We start from the raw sequence: 19,847 nt of genomic DNA on the forward strand, positions 1-19,847 counted from the left end.
AGGATCGTGTCAGCTCCGTGCGCACGCCACTCGGCACAGGCGGCGGATCACCGAAGAGACGAGGTCATCATGTTCGCTGTCACCACCAACGAGGTTCCCGGATACCGCATCACCCGCGTGATGGGCGAGGTCATGGGGCTGACGGTGCGGTCGGCCAACTTCGGCCAGAACTTCACCGCCGGGTTCCGCGCGCTCGCCGGCGGCGAGATGCCCGAGTACACCAAGGTGATCTACGAGTCGCGGTTCGAGGTCATGCAGCGGATGTGGGCGGAGGCTCAGCAGCGCGGGGCGAACGCCGTCGTCGCGATGCGGTTCGACTCCGGCTCGATCGGCAACTTCACGGAGTTCTGCGCCTACGGCACGGCCGTCGTCATCGAGCCGATCGAGCCCCCGCAGGCGTAGTGCGCGGGGCAGACCCCTGCGAGGGCCGTGTCAAGCCACCACGGGAGGTGCGCGCCGTGCGTAGCGTCGCAGCATGACCGCTCCGCTCCAGGCCATCGCCCTCAACTGCACGCTCACACCGGGCCCTGCCCCTTCCAGCACCGAGAGGCTCCTCACCGAGGTTCCTCGCCGCGCTCGCCGCGCACGGCGTCGACGGCCACCAGATCCGTGTCGTCGACCACGATGTGAAGCCGGGCGTCGAGGCCGACATGGGCGATGGCGACGCGTGGCCGGGGATCCTCGCCCGGATCCGCGCCTCCGACATCCTCGTGCTCGGCTCCCCCACCTGGATGGGACACATGTCCTCGGTGGCGCAGCGGGTGCTCGAACGGCTCGACGCCGAGCTGTCGGAACAGGATCTCGAAGGCCGCCCGATCATGTTCGACAAGGTCGCGGTCACCGCCGTCGTGGGCAACGAGGACGGTGCGCACAAGATCACGGCGGACATCTTCCAGGCGCTGAACGACACCGGCTTCACGATTCCCGCGCAGGGGGGCACGTACTGGAACGGGGAGGCCATGCACACGACCGATTACCGCGATCTCGCAGAGACCCCGGATGCGGTGCGCAGCGCGACCGCCACCCTCGCCCGGAACGCCGCCGCGCTCGCCCGGCTCCTCCGACGTGATCGCTACCCCGCCGCCTGAGCCGCGCGGTCAGCCGTAGAAGAGCTTCTCGAAGACTCGACGGGCGCGACGGGCCGTCCCCATCCAGTCCTCCTCGACCCGGCTCGCCGAGCGGGGCGGGTAGTCCAGCAGCCGTCCGATGCCGTCGAGCCGTTGCCGGTCAGCGGGCAGCACGTCGCTCGTCTGACCCGAGAGCAGCGTGTTCGCGGAACGCAGACGGCTCGCGAGACGCCAGGCCTCCCACAGCCGCGCCGCCGCGGTCTCCGGGATCAACCCGGCCGCCTCCGCCGCGAACAGGGCGTCGTGCGTGGAGGTCGTGCGCATGTCCGGCACCGATCGGGCGTGCTGCAGCTGCAGCAGCTGCACGAGCCACTCCACGTCACTGAGCCCGCCGGGACCGAGCTTGAGATGCCGCAGCGGATCCGCTCCCTGCGGCAGCCGCTCGCTCTCGACCCTCGCCTTGATGCGCTTGATCTCGCGGAGCCCCTGCGGGTCCGCGACCGCCGGATACCGCACGCCGTCGGCGAGCTCGGTGAAGGCCGCGATCAGCTTGACGCTGCCGGCGACGCCGCGGGCGCGGAGCAGCGCCTGCGCCTCCCAGGAGAGAGACCACCTGCCGTAGTACTCGGCGTAGGCGTCGAGTGAGCGCACGAGCGGCCCCGTACGCCCCTCGGGGCGGAGATCCGCATCCAGGTCGAGCGGCACACGGTGGTCCTCGGAGTGCTGGCGCAGACCCGCGACGAGCTGCAGCGACAGCTCGTGTGCGCGTTGCGGCTCGACACCGTTCGGGCGGTACACGTAGAGGACGTCCGCATCCGAGCCGAAGCCGAGCTCACGTCCGCCGAAACGCCCCATCGCGATGACCGAGAAGTCGAGCTCGTCGTCCTCGGGCGGCACGACCTCGCGCCGGACCGCGCGCAGCGTCGCCTGGATCGTCACCTCCGTCACCGTCGTGAGGGCGTCGCCCAGCTCCTCGACCGTGAGGTCGGAGACGACGGCGGTCATCGCGATGCGCAGCAGCTCCCGCCGTCGCAACGACCGCACGGAGCGCATGGCGTCCTCGATCGTGTCGTGCCGGGTCTGGATCGCACGGGCCTCCTGCTGCAGCGCGACGCCGCTGCGCGGACGCAACTGCTCGGCGTCGTCGAGCCAGGCGACCGACTCGGGGATCCACTCCATCAGCTCGCCGATGTACCGGGACCCCGACAGCGCCCGGGTGAGGCGCTCGGCCGCGCCGGCGGAGTCGCGCAACATGCGCAGGAACCAGGGTGTGTCCCCCAGCCGCTCGCTGATGCGGCGGAAGGCGATGAGACCGTAGTCGGGGTCGGCGCCGTCGCCGAACCAGCGCAGCATCACGGGCATCAGATGCCGCTGGATCTGGGCCTTGCGGCTCAGGCCCGCCGTGAGCGCGCCGATGTGCCGCAGCGCTCCCACGGGATCGCGGAAGCCGATCGCCGCGAGCCGGTCGTGCGCCTGCGCCGCGGAGAGCGAGCGGTCGACCTCTGGAAGGGACGCGACAGCGGACAGCAGCGGTCGATAGAACAGCCGCACGTGGATGTCGCGCACCTCACGCTTGATCTGCTCCCACAAGGCCCAGACGCCTTCGCCGGTCTCGGCCAGACCCGACGCGCGGGCGAGCACGCGCTGGTCCTCCGGACGCGAGGGCATGAGGTGGGTCCGCGCGAGGCCGCGCAGCTGCATCCGGTGCTCCAGCACGCGCAGGACGCGGTAGTCGCGCTCGAAAGCGGCCGCATCCGCCCGGCCGATGTATCCCTCGGCGACGAGCGCCTCGAGCGCCTCGAGCGTGCCGCGCTGGCGGATGTTCTCGTCGGTCAGCCCGTGGACGAGCTGCAGCAGCTGCACCGTGAACTCGACGTCCCGGATGCCGCCGGGCCCGAGCTTGAGCTGATACGGCACGTCGGCGGCGGGGATATGGTCGGTCACCCGCTCGCGCATGCGCTGCACGCTGTCGACGAAGTTCTCACGCGCGGCGCTCGTCCACACCTTCGGCTGCACCGCGGCGACGTAGGCCTCGCCGAGCGTCATGTCGCCCGCGATCGCGCGCGCCTTCAGGAGCGCTTGGAACTCCCAGCTCTTCGCCCAGCGGTCGTAGTACGACACGTGCGAGTCGAGCGTGCGCACCAGCGCTCCCTGCTTGCCCTCCGGGCGCAGGTTGGGATCGACCTCCCACAGCGGCGGCTCGATGTCGGCGCCGGAGATCCCCCGCATCGTCTGCACGGCGAGGCGGGTCGCGATGTCGATGATCCGGCTCTCGCCCAGGTCATCGGCTCCCGCCGCGGCGCCGCAGACGAAGATCACATCGACGTCGCTGACGTAGTTCAGCTCGCGGGCACCGGTCTTGCCCATCCCGATGATCGCGAGGGACGTCGCCGCCACCTGATCGCGCGGAAACAGGGACCCCGGGCCCGCGCTGACGCGGGTGCGTGCGACAGCGAGCGACGCCTCCAGCGCCGCCGCCGCCGCATCCGCAAGGCACGCCGACACGACCGGCATCACGGCGACGGCATCGCCGCTGAGCAGGTCGTAGGCGGCGATGCGGGCCAGCAGTCGCCGGTATCGCACACGCAGCGCCATCCACGCCGTGTCGGCGCCGTCGGCCGAGAACCCGTCGACCGCCCCGATCGCGTCCAGGAGCTCGGCGTGCAGCTCGGCCGAGGTCGGCAGCCGGTCCCCGGCGGTCACGAGGTCCGCGAGCTCGCCGGGGTGCCGGAAGTAGAAGTCGGCGAAGCCGCGGGACGCGCCGAGCAACGCCCAGAGCGCCCGTCGACCGCGAGGATCGGCCAGGACGGTGCCGACCGTCGATCCGTCGCGTCGTGCGATCTTCACGAGGGCCGCAGCCGCGCCGTCGGGGTCGGCGGCGATCGAGGAGTCCGCCAGCCACTCGTCGCGCGAGCGTCCCGTGAGCTCCTCGACCTCGGCGAACGCCGCCTCCGCATCGCTGATCTCGCCGAAGCCGAGCCGAGCGAGCTCGGTCCGGGGCGAGACGCGATCGGATGCGGTCATCGCCTCATCAGAGCATCTCGAGGTTGCTCTGCAGCTCGAACGGCGTCACCTGCGCACGGTAGCCCTGCCACTCCTTGCGCTTGTTGAGCAGGACGTAGTTGAACACCTGCTCCCCGAGCGTCTCGGCGACCAGCTCCGACTCCTCCATGGCCTGCAGCGCCTGGTCGAGGCTGGTCGGCAGCGGCGCGTACCCGAGCGCCCGGCGCTCCGCGTCCGTGAGGGACCACACGTTGTCCTCCGCCTCGGCGGGAAGCTCGTAGCCCTCCTCGATGCCCTTGAGCCCGGCCGCGAGCATGAGCGCGTAGGCGAGGTACGGATTGGCTGCGGCATCCAGCGCCCGGTACTCGACGCGGGAGGACTGGCCCTTGTTGGGCTTGTACATCGGCACGCGGACGAGCGCGGAACGGTTGTTGTGGCCCCAGCAGATGAAGCTGGGGGCCTCGTCGCCGCCCCACAGGCGCTTGTACGAGTTCACGAACTGGTTCGTGACGGCGGAGATCTCACCGGCGTGGCGCAGCAGACCCGCGATGAACTGCCGCCCGACCTTCGAGAGCTGGTACTGCGCCCCCTCCTGGTAGAACGCGTTCATGTCGCCCTCGAACAGCGACATGTGGGTGTGCATCCCGGAACCCGGCTGACCGCTGAGCGGCTTCGGCATGAACGTCGCGTAGACGCCCTGCTCGATCGCGACCTCCTTGACCACGGTGCGGAACGTCATGATGTTGTCCGCGGTCGTGAGCGCGTCGGCGTAGCGCAGATCGATCTCGTTCTGACCGGGGCCGCCCTCGTGGTGGCTGTACTCGACCGAGATGCCGAGGTCTTCGAGCATGCGCACCGAGCGACGACGGAAGTCGTGGGCCGTGCCGCCGGGCACGTTGTCGAAGTAGCCGGCGGAGTCCACCGGCTCGGGCCCCTCGGGACCATACGACGACGACTTCAGCAGGTAGAACTCGATCTCGGGGTGCGTGTAGAACGTGAACCCCGCGTCGGCCGCCTTGGCCAGCGAACGCTTGAGCACATGGCGAGGATCGGCCACGGCGGGCTGTCCGTCGGGCGTCGTGATGTCGCAGAACATCCGCGCCGTGGGGTCGATCTCCCCTCGCCACGGCAGGATCTGGAAGGTCGTCGGGTCCGGGTGCGCGAGCAGGTCGGACTCATAGGAGCGCGTGAGCCCCTCGATCGCCGAACCGTCGAACCCGAGTCCCTCCGCGAATGCGCCCTCGACCTCGGCCGGCGCGATCGCGACCGACTTGAGCGTGCCGATCACATCCGTGAACCACAGGCGCACGAACTTGATGCCGCGCTCCTCGATGGTGCGCAGTACGAAGTCCCGCTGCTTGTCCATGACTTCCCTTTCACCGGCCGTCGTTCGACTCGGATCCCATGCTAGGTGCGGCTCAGTCGTCCTCGCGCGCGTCGTCTTCGGCCCACTGCCGAGAACGCTCGCGAATGACCTCCGGCGCGTTGCGCGCCTCCTCCGCCGAGTCGAACGGACCCGCACGGTCGGGGGCAGGAGACTCGTAGCCGCGCTCGACCTCGCCAGTCTTGAGGTTGTACCAGTACTTCTCGCTGTCGTCGCTCACAGAGGTCTCCTCGTCGGTGCCTGGTTCGATCCTACTGATCCACGGCCGCGTGCTCGGTAGGCTGGAGGGCATGGCTTCAACAGGCACGCGCGCGGTCGGCATCGACATTGGAGGAACCGGCATCAAGGGCGGTGTCGTCGACCTCGACGCCGGCGAGCTGGTGAGCGACCGCGTGAAGGTCCCCACCCCCGAAGGCGCGGAGCCGGACGACGTCCTCGGCGCCGTCCGGCAGGTGCTCGATACCCTGGGCGCCGCCGAGTCCGACTACCCGCTCGGCGTCGCCTTCCCCGCGATCGTGAAGAACGGCCGGACGCTCTCCGCGGCGAACGTGTCGGACACGTGGATCGACTTCCCCGCCGAGCAGTTCTTCGAGAAGGGCCTCGGCCGCGACATCCATTTCGCGAACGACGCGGATGTCGCGGGTCTGGCCGAGGTCCGCTATGGCGCCGCCAAGGGCGTCAAGGGGCTCGTGCTGCTCACGACCCTCGGCACCGGCATCGGCTCGGCGCTGATCTATCGCGGCGAGCTCGTCCCCAACACGGAGCTCGGCCACCTGCAGCGCGCCAAGCACGGCAAGGACGCCGAGGCCTACGCCGCCTACTCCGCCATGGAGCGGGACGAGCTCAGCTGGAAGGAGTGGGCCGAACGGCTGCAGTGGTACTACTCGCACCTCGAGTTCCTCTTCAGCCCGGATCTGTTCGTGATCGGCGGCGGCGTCTCCAAGCACGCGGACAAGTTCCTGCCGCTGCTGGATCTGAAGACGCCGGTCGTTCCCGCGGTGCACCGCAACAACGCCGGGATCATCGGAGCGGCGTCACTGTCCCGCGGCGCGGCACCGGCACACCTGGCCGCCACGACCGCGGCATCCTGAGAGGGCGAATGGGCCGGCCTGTACGCCGGGTTCTGTTCGGGGGCTGATGCCCCTCTGACGGTCATCTCTCTCGGCGACACGTTGCCGTGCCGCTCCAGCGGCCTACCCGGGGACTCGGCGGGCCGCGTCATCATCCCCTGTCTGGCCTTGCTCCGGGCGAGGTTTACCGTGCGGGCCGTGTCACCACGGCCCCGGTGGTCTCTTACACCACCCTTTCACCCTTACCCGAGCCGAAGCCCGGGCGGTCTGCTCTCTGTGGCACTGTCTCGCGGATCACTCCGGGTGGGTGTTACCCACCGCCCTGCCCTGCGGAGCCCGGACGTTCCTCGGTGCGGGAGAACCCGCCACGCGACCGTCCGGCCGACCCATTCGCACCCCCGAGTCTAGGCCTCAGAGACCCGACTCCGAGGTCCGCACGAGGATGCAGCCGCATTCCGGGCAGGTCGCGACGGCCTCGGGCGGTGTCTGGCGCAGGGTTCCCAGGTCTGTCCCGGAGAGCACCATGTGACATCCGCCGCACGTGCGTGCGCGCAGCAGCGCGGCGCCCGCGCTGCGCGTGCGCAGGCGCTCGTACATGCCCACCAGATCGGTGGGGATCGAGCCGGAGACCGCCGCACGATCGCGCTCCAGCCGGGCGATGCGCTCGGTGGCGTCCGCGACGACCGCCTTGGCCTCCGCGCTCAGCCGCGCCCCCTCCTCGCCGATCGTCGCGAGCAATGCCTCCTGCTGGGCGACCTCGGCCTCGGCCTCCTCCAGTCGCTCCATGACCTCCAGCTGCGCATCCTCCAGATCGCTGCGACGCCGCACGAGCGAGGCGAGCTCGTGCTCCAGGCCCGCGGCATCCTTCGGGTTCGACACCGTCTGCAGAAGCGCCGTGTCGCGACGCTGCCGCGCGTCGACGACCAGCACGTCGGCCTCGATGCGTCCGAGCTCGGCCTTCAGGTCGTCGACGACGCCCTGCCGCTCGCCGAGCACGCGGTTCTGCGCCTGACGCTCTTCGAGGAGCTCCTTCACCCGGCCCGCCTGCGGCGGATTGCGACGGGCCTGCTCCGTCTGCGCGACCTGCGCGTCGAGGTCGGCGAGGTCGAGCAGTCGGAGCTGATCGGCGGGAGCTGCGTTCACGCCTCCAACCTACGCCAGCGGCGATCCCGGCCGCGTCGCCGCGTGTTACCTCCCGTGTCGCCCGGCGTGGTTGGCCGTGCGCCACCACGGCTAACCTGAGCCGACCCCCGTCTACCCATCTTCGAGCCCCGAATGAGGACGCATGCCCGCCGCCCTGTCCGAGCTGACCGCAGACGGCGCCCGTCCGAGCGACGGGGCGCAGCTGCGCATCCGCGGACTCGGCCGCGCCTTCGGCACGCATCTCGTGCTGCGCGACATCGACCTGGACGTCGCCGCCGGTGAGCTGATCGCGATCCTCGGTGCGTCCGGGTCGGGAAAGTCCACGCTGCTGCGCATCGCCGGGGGTCTGGATGCGGCGACGACCGGCGAGGTGACCCTCGACGGCGAACGGGTCACGGGGATCGACCAGCGGATCGCGATCGGCTTCCAGGAGCCGCGGCTGCTGCCGTGGCTCTCGGTCGCCGACAACATCGCGCTCGGCCTGCCGCCGCGCGTTCCCCGCGCGGCGCGGACCGACCGCATCCAGGAGCTCCTGCGCCTCATCGGCCTCACCGACTTCGCCGGGCACCGCCCGCGTGAGATCTCCGGCGGCATGGCCCAGCGCGCATCGCTGGCCCGCGCGCTCGCCCGTCGCCCCGAGGTCCTGCTGCTCGACGAGCCCTTCGGCGCCCTCGACGCGCTGACACGACTGCGCATGCAGGACCTTCTGCTGTCGGTCCTCGACGAGGCGCCGACCACGACGCTGCTCGTCACCCACGACGTCGACGAGGCGCTCCAGCTCGCGGATCGCATCATCGTGCTCGGCGTCGACGCCGATGCGCCCGGCGCACGCATCCAGCAGATCGTCACCGTGCCCGGCGACCGCCCGCGCGACCGCGGCTCGGCAGAGCTCGCGGCGCTGCGCGCCGACCTGCTCGGCACGCTCGGCATCGACCGGCACGCCCACTGACCCCGGGCTTCGCGCCCGTTCTCCCCCGCACTCCGCACAGCAAGCGAAAGGCACCACCATGTCCCTCCTCCGTCGCGTCACCGGCCTCGCCGCCGGCGTCGCCGTCGCCGCGCTCGCCCTGACCGGCTGCGTCGCCGGCGAAGGCTCCTCCGCAGCACCCGCCGGCTCCGCGGGCACGACGACCCTCAAGATCGACTGGGCCACCTACAACCCGCTGAGCCTGATCATCAAGGACCAGCACTGGCTCGAGGACGAGGGCTACGACGTGCAGTGGACGCAGTCGCTCGGCTCGTCGAAGGCCAACGAGGCGCTGCGCGCCGGGGCCATCGACTTCGGCTCGACGGCGGGCTCGGCCGCGCTCCTCGCACGCGCCAACGGCCAGCCGCAGCAGATCGTGGATGTCGTCGCTCAGCCCGAGTGGGCGGCGCTCGTCGTCCCCGCGGGCTCGTCCATCACCTCGGTCGCCGACCTCAAGGGCAAGAAGGTCGCCGCGGCTCTCGGCACCGATCCCTACTTCTTCCTCGTGCAGGCGCTGGAGCAGGCAGGGCTCTCGACCCAGGACGTCACGGTGGAGAACCTCATCCACGCCGACGGGTGGGCGGCGCTCCAGGGCGGCTCGGTCGACGCCTGGGCCGGCCTCGACCCGATCATGGCCTCCGCGGAGGCGGCGGGAGCGCAGCTCCTGTACCGCAACGTCGACTTCAACTCCTACAGCGTCCTGAACGCGAGCGAGAGCATCATCGAGCAGCACCCGGAGGTCGTGCAGGACGTCGTCGACGCCTACGAGAAGGCGCGCGTCTGGGCCCTTGCGAACCCCGACAAGACGGCCGACATCCTGGCCAAGGCCGCCTCGATCGACCTCGCCGTCGCCCAGAAGGTCATCTCCGAGCGCGAGGGACTGAACGTCGACCCGGTTCCGGGCGACGCGCTCACCGCGGTGCTCACCAAGATCGGCGCCATCCAGGTCGCCAACAACGACGTCGCCAGCCAGCAGGCCATCGACGATGCGCTGAAGACGCTGTTCGCCCCGCAGTTCGCCGAGAAGGCGAAGAGCTGACCCCTCGGCGACGACGGAGACGATGACATGAGCACGACCGGCATCCGGCCCACCGAGGCCCCCACGGCTGCGCCGTCGATCCTGGCGCGACGCGGTGTGCGCATCGCGCTGGGCGCCGTGCTGCCGGTCGTGCTCATCATCGTCTGGTTCGCCGTCACGATCCCCGGCGCCGCGGTCGTCGCCCCGTACCAGTTCCCGAGCCCGCAGGGGGTGTGGCAGGCCGCGGTCGACCTCGCCGAGCGCGGCGAGCTCGGCATCTTCGTCGCCATCTCGGTGCAACGCGTCCTCATCGGCTTCGTGATCGCGGCGGTCCTCGGGGTCGCCCTCGGCGGCCTCGTCGGGCTCTCACGGTTCTGGGATGCGACGCTCTCCCCGTCGCTCGAGATCATCCGCGCCGTGCCGAGCCTCGCGTGGGTGCCGTTGCTCATCGTCTGGTTCCAGATCGGTGAGCAGTCCAAGATCATCCTGATCGTGATCGGCGCGTTCTTCCCGATCTTCACGATGGTCTCGATCTCGCTGCACCACGTCGATCCGAAGCTGATCGAGCTGGGTCGCGCCTACGGCTTCACGGGCATCCGGCTGTTCTTCACGGTGCAGCTGCCGGCGGTGCTCCCGAGCGTGTTCGGCGGCCTGCGCCTGGCCCTCGTTCAGGCATGGCTGTTCCTCATCGCCGCCGAGCTGCTCGGCGCCTCGATGGGGCTGGGCTTCCTCCTGACCCGCGGGCAGTCCAACGGCCGCGTGGATCAGATCGTCCTGGCGATCATCCTGTTGGCGGTCCTGGGCAAGCTCAGCGACTCGCTCCTCGCACTCGCGCAACGGTGGGCCGTGCGCCGCTGGGGCTGAGCCCCGTAGCACGAGTCCGCGTTGCACGGTCGCCCGCGCGGCAGAGACGATAGCCTCATGCCCGCCGTCAGCGCCCTGTTCCGCTACCCCGTCAAGGGATTCACGCCCGAGCCTCGCAAGGAGCTGCGCGTGCAGCGGGGCGGGCGGATCGACGGCGACCGCGCCCTCGCCTTCCGTTTCGCATCCGCGACACGGCCCGAGGCGCGGGACGGACGGGACTACTGGCCCAAGAACGCCGGCCTGTCGCTGATGCGCTTCCCCTCGCTCGCCCAGCTCACGCTGCGGCTCGACGACGACATCGTCGTGATCGACTCCCCCGCCGGAATCCTCGTACGCGCGAGCCTCGATCCCGCCGGGCGCCGGCGCATCGCCGATGCGGTGGCCGCGTGGCTGCGCGACGGCCCCGACGGCGCCCTCCTCGACGCGGAGGGAGCGCTCCCCCTTGAGCTCCTCGGCGACGGCCGCACGCCGCGGTTCCAGGATCGACCCGAGGGGTTCGTCTCGCTGCACGCGGCCGCTTCCGTCGAGGCGGTGGACGCGGCGGTCGACGCTCCGGTGGACGACCGCCGTTTCCGCTCGAACGTCGTCGTGGCCGGCATCCCTGCGTGGTCCGAGCTCGGATGGACGGGCCGTGTGCGCATCGGAGAGGTGCGGTTCGAGGTGCAGAAGCCGATCCAGCGCTGCGCGGCGATCATGGCCAACCCCGACACCGGGGAACGCGACGCCCGACTGCTGCGCGTGCTCACGAGCCGCTTCGGCCAGGACGAGCCGACCCTCGGCATCCTGCTGCTGCCCGCCGACGGGGGCGGCACGATCCGGGTCGGCGACGAGGTCGTGCTCGAGCCATCGAAAGGGTGACGCGCCCTCCGCCATTCGCGCGCCCTCCGCCATTCGCGCGCCCTCTGCCGGGGAGCCCGCATCGGGCTGAGGCCGTGCGGATCGCGGAGTCGCTGACGGCACGAGTCACCCCTCGCGCCGGCCCAGGATCGCGTCGCGCAGTCGTCCCGCGCGGCCGCCCGCGGCGCCGAAGGGATCGTCGCGGACCATGTACGTCCAGGTCGCGGAAGGCCGGCGGCGGCCGAGTCCCCCGAGCGGATCGTCGAGGTCGTCGGCCGAGAGCCGGCGAACGTCATCGGCGGTGGCCGCATCCACCCGCTCGAAGAACCCGTCGAACTCGCGCAGGGCGATGCGGTGGAACTCCTCTGCGGGATTCTGTCCGGCGAGCACCCGGAGGTGGATGCCGTCACGCACCTCCGTGAGCAGTGCGAGGTGCTCCTGCCACCCGTCATCGAGGTGGTAGAGGGCCAGGAGGCGGACGGCGCGGTCGACGGCGTCCTCGCCGGCGTCACGAAGGAGCGCCCTCCCTCGATCGGCGGCCAGCTCGCGCAGGCGGTCCCTCTGCTCGCCGGCCAGCACACGGCCGCGCACGGCGAGGACCTTCTCGCGCTGGGCGGCGATCGCGCGGTTGTACTCCCACGTCCCGCGATGCCGTCCGAGGCGGACCGTCTCGGCGATGCGCTGCGCCTCCCTCGCGACCTTGACACGAGCGCGGGCATCGAGACCGCCGCGCTCGATGCGTTCGAGGCTGCGACGTGTCGCGTTCTGGAGCACCAGGTCGTCACGGACGCTCGCGAACGACACCGACGCCCCCGGATCTCCCTGCCTTCCCGCGCGGCCGCGCAGCTGCTGGTCAAGTCGCCGCGAGGGATACAGCGCGGTCGCGATCACCACCAGGCCACCCGCCGCGACCACGCGCTCGCGGTCGCCCTCGTCGGCGCCGCCGAGCCTGATATCGGTCCCTCGCCCCGACATCTGGGTCGAGATCGTGACGGCGCCGAACTCCCCCGCGCGCGCGACCAGCGCCGCCTCCTGCTCGTCGTTGCGCGCATTGAGCACGCGCGCCCGCATCCGCACGGGAAGGAGCCCCGCGAGCGCCTCCGACTCCGCGATGCTCTGCGTGCCGACGAGGACGGGCTGCCCTTCGTCGTGCCGCCGGGCGATCTCGGCGACGACCGCCGCCGTTCGCTCCTCCGGCGTGGCCAGCACCCGCAGCGGCTCGTCGACGCGGACGCCGGGACGGTGCCGCTCGACGCGTCCGGAGCCGAGCCGGTAGAACTCTGCGAGCTCCTCCGCGACGGCGAGGATCGTGCCGCTCATCCCCGACAGCGTCCGATAGCGCAGCAGCAGGTCCTGGACCGTGATCGTGTCGAGGATCACCCCCGGCGGCGTCACCTCGAGACCCTCCTTCGCCTCGACGGCGGCGTGGAGTCCGTCGGGCCAGCGCTGCAGCTCGGCGATGCGTCCCCGCGCCGTGTTGACCAGGCGGATGCGGCCGTCCGCGACCAGGTAGTCGACGTCGCGGTGGACGAGCGCACGGGCGTGCAGGGCGAGGTTGATGCGCGTGAGCGAGGAGCTGTGCTCCAGGTCGAAGAGGTTGACGCCGCCCAGACGACTCTCGATCGCGTCGAGGCCCGCATCCGTCAACGAGACCGTCGCGCCGTCCTCGTCGACGGCGTAGTGGATGCCACGGGTCAGCCCCGCGACCAGCTCGGTGGCGGCGATCAGGTCCTCGGCAGCGTCCGGGCCCGTGCCGGCCAGCACGAGCGGGGTCATCGCCTCGTCGATCATGACGGCATCCGCCTCATCCACGACGGCGACGTCGAACTCGGGCGCCACGCGCTCGCCCTGCGTGATGACCTGGCGATCGCGCAGCACGTCATATCCGATCTCGGACACCGGCGCGTAGACCACGGACGCCCGGTACGCCGCGCGGCGCTCCGCCGCCGAGGACGCCTGACCGAGCCAGGCGACGTCGAGGCCGAGTATCTCGAACAGCGGCGCCATCCACTCGGCGTCGCGGCGCGCCAGGTAGTCGTTGACCGAGAGCACGTGCACGCGGCGGCCGGCGAGCGCGTGGGATGCCGCCGCCATCGCCCCCACGAGGGTCTTGCCCTCGCCGGTGTCCATCTCCACCGCGAGTCCGTCGACGAGCGCCGCGACCGCGAGGAGCTGCTCGTCGTAGGGCGGATGGCCGAACGCGCGCCCCGCCGCTTCGGCGATGAGCGCCAGCAGCCGTGCCGTGTCCGATCCGGACGCCTGCGCCCGCAGCTCGTCGTCGCTCAGCCGACGTGCCGATGCGGCGTGCGCCGCGGCTTCGACGACACGTGCTCGCTGCGGCCGGAACGATGCGGCGCCGGACGTGCCGAGGATCTCGGCGACGCGCGGCGGCAGGAACCGGCGCAAGTCGAAGGCCGGGGTGTCCGCGCGCGCGATACGTGCCATGTCCCCATGCTCGCACCCGGGTTCCGTGACGCGGTCGCGGCAGGTTGCCGTGGTCGGGGTTGTGGGCTACCTTCGACGCCGGGAACCAATGTTTAGGGGCGTGAGCTCCGAAGGGGTCGGCGTTCTGGCCCTCCGACGATCCTTCTGTGTCGTCTCGCAGGATTCTCACCGGCGGTCGCATTCCGCGCGCCGGTTCCTGCGACGGAAGGATCCTTCATGACTGCTCCCAGCTATGCCGACGAGACGGCGATCCGCGAGCTCTATCAGCGCATGCTCGACGCATGGGGCGACTCGGAGGCGTACGCCGCCTTCTTCAGCCCCGACGCCGACTACATCTACGGCGCCGGCGGCGTCCAGCACGGTTGGAAGGAGATCATCGACGGTCACGACGTGATCTACTCCGCCTGGGCCCGGAACAGCCGCCTCGAAGGCCGAATCGAGCGACTGCGGTTTCTCACTCCCGATGTCGCCGTGCTCCTCGGGTACGGCCATGTCGTCTACCTCGACCAGCGATCGAGCGAGCAGAACAAGCGCACCGTCTACACCCTGGTCGCGCAGCGCATCGAGGGCGAATGGGTCTTCGTGTCGTACCAGAACACGCCGCTGGGGCACCACCGGTGAACCGCAGGACCCTCGCACCGCTCAGGCCGACGCCCGGCGGTCGCCGCTTCGCACGGATGTCGCAGCCTTCCGGCGGGATCGTGCGACATCCGTGCGATCATCCGACGAACTGACGAGCTACGAGCGGCGAGCGCCGTCGCGAACGTCGCCTCAGCCGATCGCGTTGACCCATTCGGTCTCGCCCGTGACGAAGACCTGCTCCTTCCAGATCGGCACGCGCTCCTTCACACGGTCCACCAGCTCCGCGCAGGCGGCGAACGCCTCGCGCCGGTGCGCCGACGAGACGACGCAGGCCAGAGCGCAGTCACCGACGACGAGATCGCCGATGCGGTGCGCGACGGCGAGGGTCACGTCGGGGAACTCCGCCGCGATCTCCCGCGCGACGGATGCGATCACGTCGGCGGCGCTGGGATGCGCGCTGTAGCGCAGCGCGGTCACGCCCCGACCCTCGTCGTGGTCACGGACGGCGCCGTCGAACGTCACGATCGCACCGGCGCTCGGGGGACGCGTGCTGGCCAGCAGGAGGGGGACGCCGATCGGCTCGGCGCTGATGTCGGCCGAGACGACGCGGCGGGACGGGTCCGTGGTGGGAAGGAAGGAGGTCACTCGGAGGCCTTTCTTTCACGCGGCGGCATGATCGCCGCCGGCCAGCTGGCTGATGATGTGAGCGAGCAGATCGTCGAGAAGAGCCAGCCCGTCCGCCACCCCGGACGGCGAGCCCGGCAGATTCACCACGAAGCTGCGCTCGGCGATGCCGGCGACCCCGCGGCTGAGGGCTGCGAGCGGGGTCGTCGACGCGCCGCGCGCGCGAAGTGCCTCGCCTACCCCGGGGAGGATGCGGTCGAGCAGGGGAAGCGTCTGCTCCGGGGTGGCGTCGCTCGGGCTGATCCCGGTGCCGCCGGTCGTGACGATCAGCTCGACGCCCTGATCGATGCCGTGCTCGAGGGCGGCTCCGACCGCGGGCCCGTCCTCGACCACGCGCCGCTCGGTCGCCCACCCGCGGGCGTTCAGCCAGTCGACGATCATCGGGCCCGTGCGGTCGGGGCGCTCGCCTCGTGCGCTGCGGGTCGAGGCGACCACGACGAGCGCGCGCCTCACTCCTGCACCCAATGCCCCGAGCGACCGCCGTCCTTCTCGATCACGGCGATGTCGGTGATCCGCGCGGCCCGGTCGACGGCCTTGATCATGTCGTACAAGGTCAGGCCCGCGACCGATGCCGCCGTCAGGGCCTCCATCTCCACGCCGGTGCGGCCCAGCGTGGAGACCGTGGCGACGATGTCCACCCGATCCGGTCCGACCGTCAGCACCACGTCGACGCTCGTGATGGCGAGCGGGTGGCAGAGCGGGATCAGGGTGCTCGTGGCCTTCGCCGCCATGATGCCCGCCAGTCGTGCCGTCCCGATCGCCTCGCCCTTGGGCAGGGTCCCGTCCGCGATCAGACGGATGACGTCGGGACGCGTCCGCAGGGTCGCCACCGCCACGCCCCGCCGGCGGGTGACGTCCTTGTCGGCGACGTCCACCATGTGCGCCGCGCCGTCCGGACGCAGGTGGGTCAAACGATCCGCGTTCTCAGCCATTGATCCTCCAGGCTCGTACGATGTCGCCTGCCTCCACGCGAGCGACGTGCTCCGGCAGCAGCACCAGCAGGTCGGAGCGGGCGAAAGCACCCAGCAGGTGCGACCCCGGCCCGCCGACGAGCTCGATCCTTCCGTCGGCGGTGCTGCGCGCCCGGCGCAGCTGGAGCTTTCCGGCGGGAGAGTCGGCGGCCTCCGTGAGGGCCGCCTCGACCGTCGGGCGTTGCGACCACCATCCTCCGGCCGCGAGCAGAGCGGGTCGTAGAAACACCTCGGCGCTGATCAACGCGCTGACCGGATTGCCGGGGAGGGCGACGACGGGGATGTCGCGCGGACCGATGCTGGCGCGTCCGACACCCTGAGGGCCGCCGGGCTGCATCGTCACCGATCCGAACGCGACCCCCCGCTCCGCGAGCGCGTCACGCACGACCTCGTGGGCCCCGGCGCTGACTCCGCCCGCCGTGACGACCAGGTCGACCTCGGCGGCGTTCGCCTCGATCGCGTGGAGCAGCTGCCGGGGCTCGTCGTGCACGAAGCCTGGTGTGATCACGCGGACCCCGATCGCCGTGAGCAGCGCGGTCAGGCCCGGCGTGTTGGCATCCAGGATGCTCCCCGGTCGCTCGTGCTCGCCGTCGCGGCGGAGCTCGGAGCCGGTCGCGATCAGCAGCACGGTGAAGGGGCGGAGCACGGCGACGCGCCGGACTCCGGCGGAGGCGAGCACCCCGATGAGCGGCGGCGTGAGCGCGGCTCCCGCGGGGGCGATCACGTCGCCGGCGCGAACGTCCGAGCCGGCACGGCGCACGAAGGCGTCGACGGCCGGCGTCGCGGTCACGGTGATCGCGGCGGCCTCGTCGGGGCGCGGGAAGGCACCGAGCCCGGATGCCTCGATGGGGACCACCGCGTCGGCGCCGACCGGAAGCGGCGCTCCCGTCATCACCGCCCACGCCTCGCCCTGCGGCAGCGTGCCCGCCGGATCCCCGGCGGCGATGTGACCTGTCACGGCGAGCCGGACGGGACGGTCCGGCCGCGCGTGGAGAAGATCGGCGCGATGCACGGCGAACCCGTCCATCTGGCTGTTGTCGAACGGCGGCAGGTGTGCCGGGGCGTGCACGTCCTCCGCGAGGGTGCGGAAGTGATCCGTCTCGAGTGCGGTGATGCCGAGCACTTCGCTCCGGCGCTCGATCGCTGCGACGAGGGCCGTGACGACCTCGGCGTGTTCCGTCACGCTGCGCCGGGCGAACCCGGCCTGGGCGACCGTGTCCATGCGCTCAGCCTCCGATCGCGCTCATCGTGCGCTCGGGCTGCACGTAGTCCGGGCTGGAGAGGCCCACGGAGTCGGAGCCGTGCGCGCGGGGCTTCCCCCACATCGCCTCCCGCCACCGCTGCGCGATCTGCTCATCGCTCGCCCCCTCGCGCATGATGCCGAGCAGATCGGTCTCCTCGTGCGAGAACAGGCAGGACCGGATGCGGCCCTCCGCCGTGACGCGCGTACGCGTGCACGCCGCGCAGAACGGTTCGGTGACGGAGGAGATCAGCCCCACCCGGCCGAGCGGGGGCTCATCGGGTCCGCTGCCACGGCGACGAACCTCGTAGCGCTCGGCGGGTGAGCCCCCTCGCTCCTCGGGGTCGGGCGTCAGCACGAACCGTGCGGCGACTCCGACGCGGATCTCTTCGGCGGTGATCATCTTCTCCTTCTTCCACGCGTGGTCTCCGTCCAGCGGCATGTGCTCGATGAAGCGCAGCTCGTAGCCGTTCCCGACCGACCACTCGAGCAGGTCGGCGGCCTCGTGATCGTTCACACCGCGCAGCAGCACGGCGTTGATCTTGATCGGCCCGAGTCCTGCGTCATCCGCGGCCCGGATGCCGGCGAGGACCCTGTCGAGCATCGGGCGGCGCGTCAGGGCGGCGAACGTCTCCGGATGGATCGAGTCGAGCGAGATATTGATCCGCGAGAGTCCGGCGTCGCGCAGTCCCTGCGCCCGCCCGTCGAGACCGATCGCGTTCGTCGTCATCGATATCGGAAGGCTCGGGCATGCGGCGTGCACGGCACCGATCACGTACTCGAGGTCCTTGCGCACTAGCGGTTCGCCGCCGGTGAGCCGCAGCTCCTCGACGCCGAGGATCTCGACGCCGACGCGGACGATCCGAACGATCTCCTCCGCGGTCATGAGCATCTGCTTCGGCAGCCACGCCATCCCGTCCGCGGGCATGCAGTACGTGCACCGCAGATTGCACTTGTCGATCACCGAGAGGCGCATGTCCGTCGCCCTGCGGCCGTAGCGGTCGGCGAGACCGCCGCTCAGCGGTGGCGCGCTGGGGAGGAGGCGGACGCCGGGGAGTCCGAGGTTCTGGGTCATGGGGGGATCCTTCGGTTTTCGGGTACGACACAGGGGCGAGGCTCGCGGGTGCGAGCTCGCGGGAAGGGGCCGCTTCAGTAGCGCGGCAGGTCCGGGTCCATGGCGAGCGCCCATGCGTCGACCCCGCCGCGGAGCACGGCGACATCGGTCCGTCCGGCCGCGGCGAGGATGTCCCGTGCGCGACGTGCCCGGGTGTCGTGGTGGCAGTGCACGATGAGCGGGCCGGCGGGAAGCTCCGCGTGCGGGAGGAGGTCCAGCGGCACCGAGACCGCGTCCGGGATGGCGGCGATCTCGCGCTCCCACGACTCGCGCACGTCGATGAGTGTCGCCCTGTCGGCATCCAGGCGGTCACGCAGCTGCGTCGGCTCGACCCAGTCGATGGGGCGCGCGTCGGGCACGGCTCGGAGACGGTCGTCGCCTCCGCCGCCGGCAAAGGGAACCTCGACGCTGGACGAGTCGCCCGCGTCGATGACCAGGAGCCTGCCGAACAACGGATCGCCGAAGCCGACGATCAGTTTGATCGCCTCGACCGCCATCCACGAGGCGACGACGCCGCAGAGCGGGCCGATGACGCCGGCGATCGCGCAGTTCGCGCCGTCGTCCTGCGGCGCGTGCGGGTAGAGGTCTCGGAGCGCGACGCCGCCGCCCGGCGCGCCGCGCCAGAACGTCGACACCTGCCCGTTGCTCTCGAGCACCGTGCCCCACACGCACGGGACCCCCAGCCGGTCGCTCGTGTCGGCGATCAGATAGCGCGTCTCATAGTCGTCGGTGCCGTCGACCACCAGGTCGTACCCGGCGAACACGCGTTCGGCGTTCGTCCGGTCGAGCCTCTCGCCGTGCTCGGCGACCCGCACGTACGGGTTCGCCGCGCGGACCGCCGCGGCGGCCGAGCCGACCTTGGTCATCCCCACGGCGCGATCGTCGTGCAGGATCTGCCGGTGCAGGTTCGAGGCGGCCACGGTGTCGTGATCGACCACGCCGATCGTGCCGACCCCCGCCCGTGCCAGGTAGGCGATGACCGGCGAGCCGAGGCCGCCGGCACCCACGACCAGGACTCTCGAACGCTTCAGCCGTGCCTGACCCGCGCGCCCGATCTGGGACATCGTGAGCTGGCGCGCATACCGTGCCAGCTCCTCCGGGAGGAACTCCGCCGGGGCGGAGTCGTGCAACGGGATCGCCGTGAGCGAGGGCGTCTCCAGGAGTGCCATCGCTCAGCCTCCCGCGAACGGCGGGAGGACGTCGAGGACGTCTCCCTGGCCGAGAACGGCTGCTCGGGTCGCGGAACGACCGTTGAGCAGGAAGGAGCTGCGTCCGAACACCGCGCTGGAGCCGAAGCCGGCTCGAGCGATGGCGTCGTCCACGGTGCAGGCGTCGGGAAGGTGCCAGACGCCCTCGGCGCATCCCGCCTCGGCTTTGGCCGCGGCGAAGAAGCGCACCGTGACATCGATCGTGCCCAGCACGGTCGTGTCGGCCTCGATGCTGATCTGTGGGGTCATG

General features: G+C 71.2%; 19 protein-coding genes, 1 other RNA gene and 1 pseudogene. 8 read left to right on the plus strand and 13 right to left on the minus strand.

All coding sequences use genetic code 11. From position 1 onward, the window contains the following. The first annotated feature begins 69 nt into the window (after nucleotides 1–69). Together QE381_RS03645 and QE381_RS03650 are read left to right on the plus strand one after the other, a co-directional pair. Complete coding sequence (locus tag QE381_RS03645) at nucleotides 70–402, plus strand: YbjQ family protein (RefSeq protein ID WP_307215593.1); 333 nt, start codon at nucleotides 70–72, stop codon at nucleotides 400–402. 73 nt (nucleotides 403–475) lie between these two features. After that, nucleotides 476–1,088 (plus strand): annotated as a pseudogene (locus tag QE381_RS03650) (flavodoxin family protein). 9 nt (nucleotides 1,089–1,097) lie between these two features. Here QE381_RS03650 and QE381_RS03655 read toward each other — a convergent pair. The 3 genes from QE381_RS03655 to QE381_RS03665 are packed head-to-tail and all read right to left on the minus strand — an operon-like array spanning nucleotide 1,098 to nucleotide 5,674. Then, nucleotides 1,098–4,091: a bifunctional [glutamine synthetase] adenylyltransferase/[glutamine synthetase]-adenylyl-L-tyrosine phosphorylase gene (locus tag QE381_RS03655; RefSeq protein WP_307215594.1), complete on the minus strand. Its 2,994-nt coding sequence runs from the start codon at nucleotides 4,089–4,091 to the stop codon at nucleotides 1,098–1,100. Nucleotides 4,092–4,098: 7 nt separating this feature from the next. After that, the gene (locus QE381_RS03660; protein ID WP_307215596.1) at nucleotides 4,099–5,436 is read right to left on the minus strand and encodes a glutamine synthetase family protein; all 1,338 of its coding nucleotides are present in this window, start codon (nucleotides 5,434–5,436) and stop codon (nucleotides 4,099–4,101) included. Nucleotides 5,437–5,488: 52 nt separating this feature from the next. Continuing rightward, nucleotides 5,489–5,674 carry an SPOR domain-containing protein gene (locus QE381_RS03665; protein ID WP_307215599.1) on the minus strand — a complete coding sequence of 62 codons (186 nt, stop codon included), beginning with the start codon at nucleotides 5,672–5,674 and terminating at the stop codon, nucleotides 5,489–5,491. Nucleotides 5,675–5,744: 70 nt separating this feature from the next. On the opposite strand from QE381_RS03665, the gene ppgK reads away from it, so the two are divergent. Further along, entirely contained in the window at nucleotides 5,745–6,545 is an 801-nt protein-coding gene (gene ppgK, locus QE381_RS03670; protein WP_307215600.1) for a polyphosphate--glucose phosphotransferase, read from the plus strand. A gap of 5 nt (nucleotides 6,546–6,550) precedes the next feature. Here the strand turns inward: ppgK and rnpB are convergent. Both rnpB and QE381_RS03680 read right to left on the minus strand, forming a co-directional pair. Further along, nucleotides 6,551–6,913, minus strand: an RNA gene (gene rnpB, locus QE381_RS03675) — RNase P RNA component class A. A 22-nt stretch (nucleotides 6,914–6,935) separates the two neighbouring features. Next, complete coding sequence (locus QE381_RS03680; protein ID WP_307215602.1) at nucleotides 6,936–7,667, minus strand: zinc ribbon domain-containing protein; 732 nt, start codon at nucleotides 7,665–7,667, stop codon at nucleotides 6,936–6,938. Nucleotides 7,668–7,809: 142 nt separating this feature from the next. Between QE381_RS03680 and QE381_RS03685 the strand changes: the two genes are divergently transcribed. The 4 genes from QE381_RS03685 to QE381_RS03700 are packed head-to-tail and all read left to right on the plus strand — an operon-like array spanning nucleotide 7,810 to nucleotide 11,374. Further along, nucleotides 7,810–8,616: an ABC transporter ATP-binding protein gene (locus QE381_RS03685; RefSeq protein WP_307215604.1), complete on the plus strand. Its 807-nt coding sequence runs from the start codon at nucleotides 7,810–7,812 to the stop codon at nucleotides 8,614–8,616. 58 nt (nucleotides 8,617–8,674) lie between these two features. After that, nucleotides 8,675–9,673: an aliphatic sulfonate ABC transporter substrate-binding protein gene (locus tag QE381_RS03690; protein WP_307215606.1), complete on the plus strand. Its 999-nt coding sequence runs from the start codon at nucleotides 8,675–8,677 to the stop codon at nucleotides 9,671–9,673. Nucleotides 9,674–9,700: 27 nt separating this feature from the next. Beyond that, nucleotides 9,701–10,516, plus strand: coding sequence for an ABC transporter permease (locus QE381_RS03695; protein ID WP_307215608.1), 816 nt, complete (start codon nucleotides 9,701–9,703; stop codon nucleotides 10,514–10,516). A 57-nt stretch (nucleotides 10,517–10,573) separates the two neighbouring features. Further along, nucleotides 10,574–11,374, plus strand: a complete 801-nt coding sequence (locus tag QE381_RS03700; RefSeq protein WP_307215610.1) for an MOSC domain-containing protein — start codon at nucleotides 10,574–10,576, stop codon at nucleotides 11,372–11,374. Nucleotides 11,375–11,479: 105 nt separating this feature from the next. Here the strand turns inward: QE381_RS03700 and secA2 are convergent, their stop codons facing one another. Continuing rightward, nucleotides 11,480–13,798 carry an accessory Sec system translocase SecA2 gene (gene secA2 / locus QE381_RS03705; RefSeq protein ID WP_307215611.1) on the minus strand — a complete coding sequence of 773 codons (2,319 nt, stop codon included), beginning with the start codon at nucleotides 13,796–13,798 and terminating at the stop codon, nucleotides 11,480–11,482. Nucleotides 13,799–14,014: 216 nt separating this feature from the next. On the opposite strand from secA2, the gene QE381_RS03710 reads away from it, so the two are divergent. Then, nucleotides 14,015–14,419, plus strand: a complete 405-nt coding sequence (locus QE381_RS03710; protein WP_307215613.1) for an SgcJ/EcaC family oxidoreductase — start codon at nucleotides 14,015–14,017, stop codon at nucleotides 14,417–14,419. Nucleotides 14,420–14,569: 150 nt separating this feature from the next. Here QE381_RS03710 and QE381_RS03715 read toward each other — a convergent pair whose 3' ends face one another. The 7 genes from QE381_RS03715 to QE381_RS03745 all read right to left on the minus strand — a co-directional run bounded on the left by QE381_RS03715 (nucleotide 14,570) and on the right by QE381_RS03745 (nucleotide 19,846). Further along, a complete protein-coding gene (locus QE381_RS03715; RefSeq protein WP_307215615.1) occupies nucleotides 14,570–15,025 on the minus strand; it encodes a molybdenum cofactor biosynthesis protein MoaE in 456 nt (151 codons plus the stop codon). A gap of 15 nt (nucleotides 15,026–15,040) precedes the next feature. Next, nucleotides 15,041–15,517 carry a molybdenum cofactor biosynthesis protein B gene (locus tag QE381_RS03720; RefSeq protein WP_307215616.1) on the minus strand — a complete coding sequence of 159 codons (477 nt, stop codon included), beginning with the start codon at nucleotides 15,515–15,517 and terminating at the stop codon, nucleotides 15,041–15,043. Next, the gene (gene moaC / locus QE381_RS03725; RefSeq protein ID WP_307215618.1) at nucleotides 15,514–15,996 is read right to left on the minus strand and encodes a cyclic pyranopterin monophosphate synthase MoaC; all 483 of its coding nucleotides are present in this window, start codon (nucleotides 15,994–15,996) and stop codon (nucleotides 15,514–15,516) included. Before moaC ends, QE381_RS03720 begins: the two co-directional genes overlap by 4 nt. Further along, the gene (gene glp / locus QE381_RS03730) at nucleotides 15,989–17,257 is read right to left on the minus strand and encodes a gephyrin-like molybdotransferase Glp (RefSeq protein ID WP_307215620.1); all 1,269 of its coding nucleotides are present in this window, start codon (nucleotides 17,255–17,257) and stop codon (nucleotides 15,989–15,991) included. Before glp ends, moaC begins: the two co-directional genes overlap by 8 nt. Before the next feature lie 4 nt (nucleotides 17,258–17,261). Further along, the gene (gene moaA, locus QE381_RS03735; protein WP_307215622.1) at nucleotides 17,262–18,350 is read right to left on the minus strand and encodes a GTP 3',8-cyclase MoaA; all 1,089 of its coding nucleotides are present in this window, start codon (nucleotides 18,348–18,350) and stop codon (nucleotides 17,262–17,264) included. Between the two features lie 74 nt (nucleotides 18,351–18,424). Further along, complete coding sequence (locus QE381_RS03740; protein ID WP_307215623.1) at nucleotides 18,425–19,558, minus strand: ThiF family adenylyltransferase; 1,134 nt, start codon at nucleotides 19,556–19,558, stop codon at nucleotides 18,425–18,427. 3 nt (nucleotides 19,559–19,561) lie between these two features. Continuing rightward, nucleotides 19,562–19,846 carry a MoaD/ThiS family protein gene (locus tag QE381_RS03745; RefSeq protein ID WP_307215625.1) on the minus strand — a complete coding sequence of 95 codons (285 nt, stop codon included), beginning with the start codon at nucleotides 19,844–19,846 and terminating at the stop codon, nucleotides 19,562–19,564. Nucleotide 19,847 lies beyond the last annotated feature (1 nt).

The organism is Microbacterium sp. SORGH_AS_0888 (genome assembly GCF_030818905.1).
GTDB lineage: Bacteria > Actinomycetota > Actinomycetes > Actinomycetales > Microbacteriaceae > Microbacterium.

Coding starts and splice junctions, on each gene's coding strand:
- QE381_RS03645 (WP_307215593.1), top strand. CDS start 70: ATGTTCGCTGTCACCACCAACGAGGTTCCCGGATACCGCATCACCCGC.
- QE381_RS03655 (WP_307215594.1), bottom strand. CDS start 4,091: ATGACCGCATCCGATCGCGTCTCGCCCCGGACCGAGCTCGCTCGGCTC.
- QE381_RS03660 (WP_307215596.1), bottom strand. CDS start 5,436: ATGGACAAGCAGCGGGACTTCGTACTGCGCACCATCGAGGAGCGCGGC.
- ppgK (WP_307215600.1), top strand. CDS start 5,745: ATGGCTTCAACAGGCACGCGCGCGGTCGGCATCGACATTGGAGGAACC.
- QE381_RS03685 (WP_307215604.1), top strand. CDS start 7,810: ATGCCCGCCGCCCTGTCCGAGCTGACCGCAGACGGCGCCCGTCCGAGC.
- QE381_RS03690 (WP_307215606.1), top strand. CDS start 8,675: ATGTCCCTCCTCCGTCGCGTCACCGGCCTCGCCGCCGGCGTCGCCGTC.
- QE381_RS03695 (WP_307215608.1), top strand. CDS start 9,701: ATGAGCACGACCGGCATCCGGCCCACCGAGGCCCCCACGGCTGCGCCG.
- QE381_RS03700 (WP_307215610.1), top strand. CDS start 10,574: ATGCCCGCCGTCAGCGCCCTGTTCCGCTACCCCGTCAAGGGATTCACG.
- secA2 (WP_307215611.1), bottom strand. CDS start 13,798: ATGGCACGTATCGCGCGCGCGGACACCCCGGCCTTCGACTTGCGCCGG.
- QE381_RS03710 (WP_307215613.1), top strand. CDS start 14,015: ATGACTGCTCCCAGCTATGCCGACGAGACGGCGATCCGCGAGCTCTAT.
- moaC (WP_307215618.1), bottom strand. CDS start 15,996: ATGGCTGAGAACGCGGATCGTTTGACCCACCTGCGTCCGGACGGCGCG.
- glp (WP_307215620.1), bottom strand. CDS start 17,257: ATGGACACGGTCGCCCAGGCCGGGTTCGCCCGGCGCAGCGTGACGGAA.
- moaA (WP_307215622.1), bottom strand. CDS start 18,350: ATGACCCAGAACCTCGGACTCCCCGGCGTCCGCCTCCTCCCCAGCGCG.
- QE381_RS03740 (WP_307215623.1), bottom strand. CDS start 19,558: ATGGCACTCCTGGAGACGCCCTCGCTCACGGCGATCCCGTTGCACGAC.
- QE381_RS03745 (WP_307215625.1), bottom strand. CDS start 19,846: ATGACCCCACAGATCAGCATCGAGGCCGACACGACCGTGCTGGGCACG.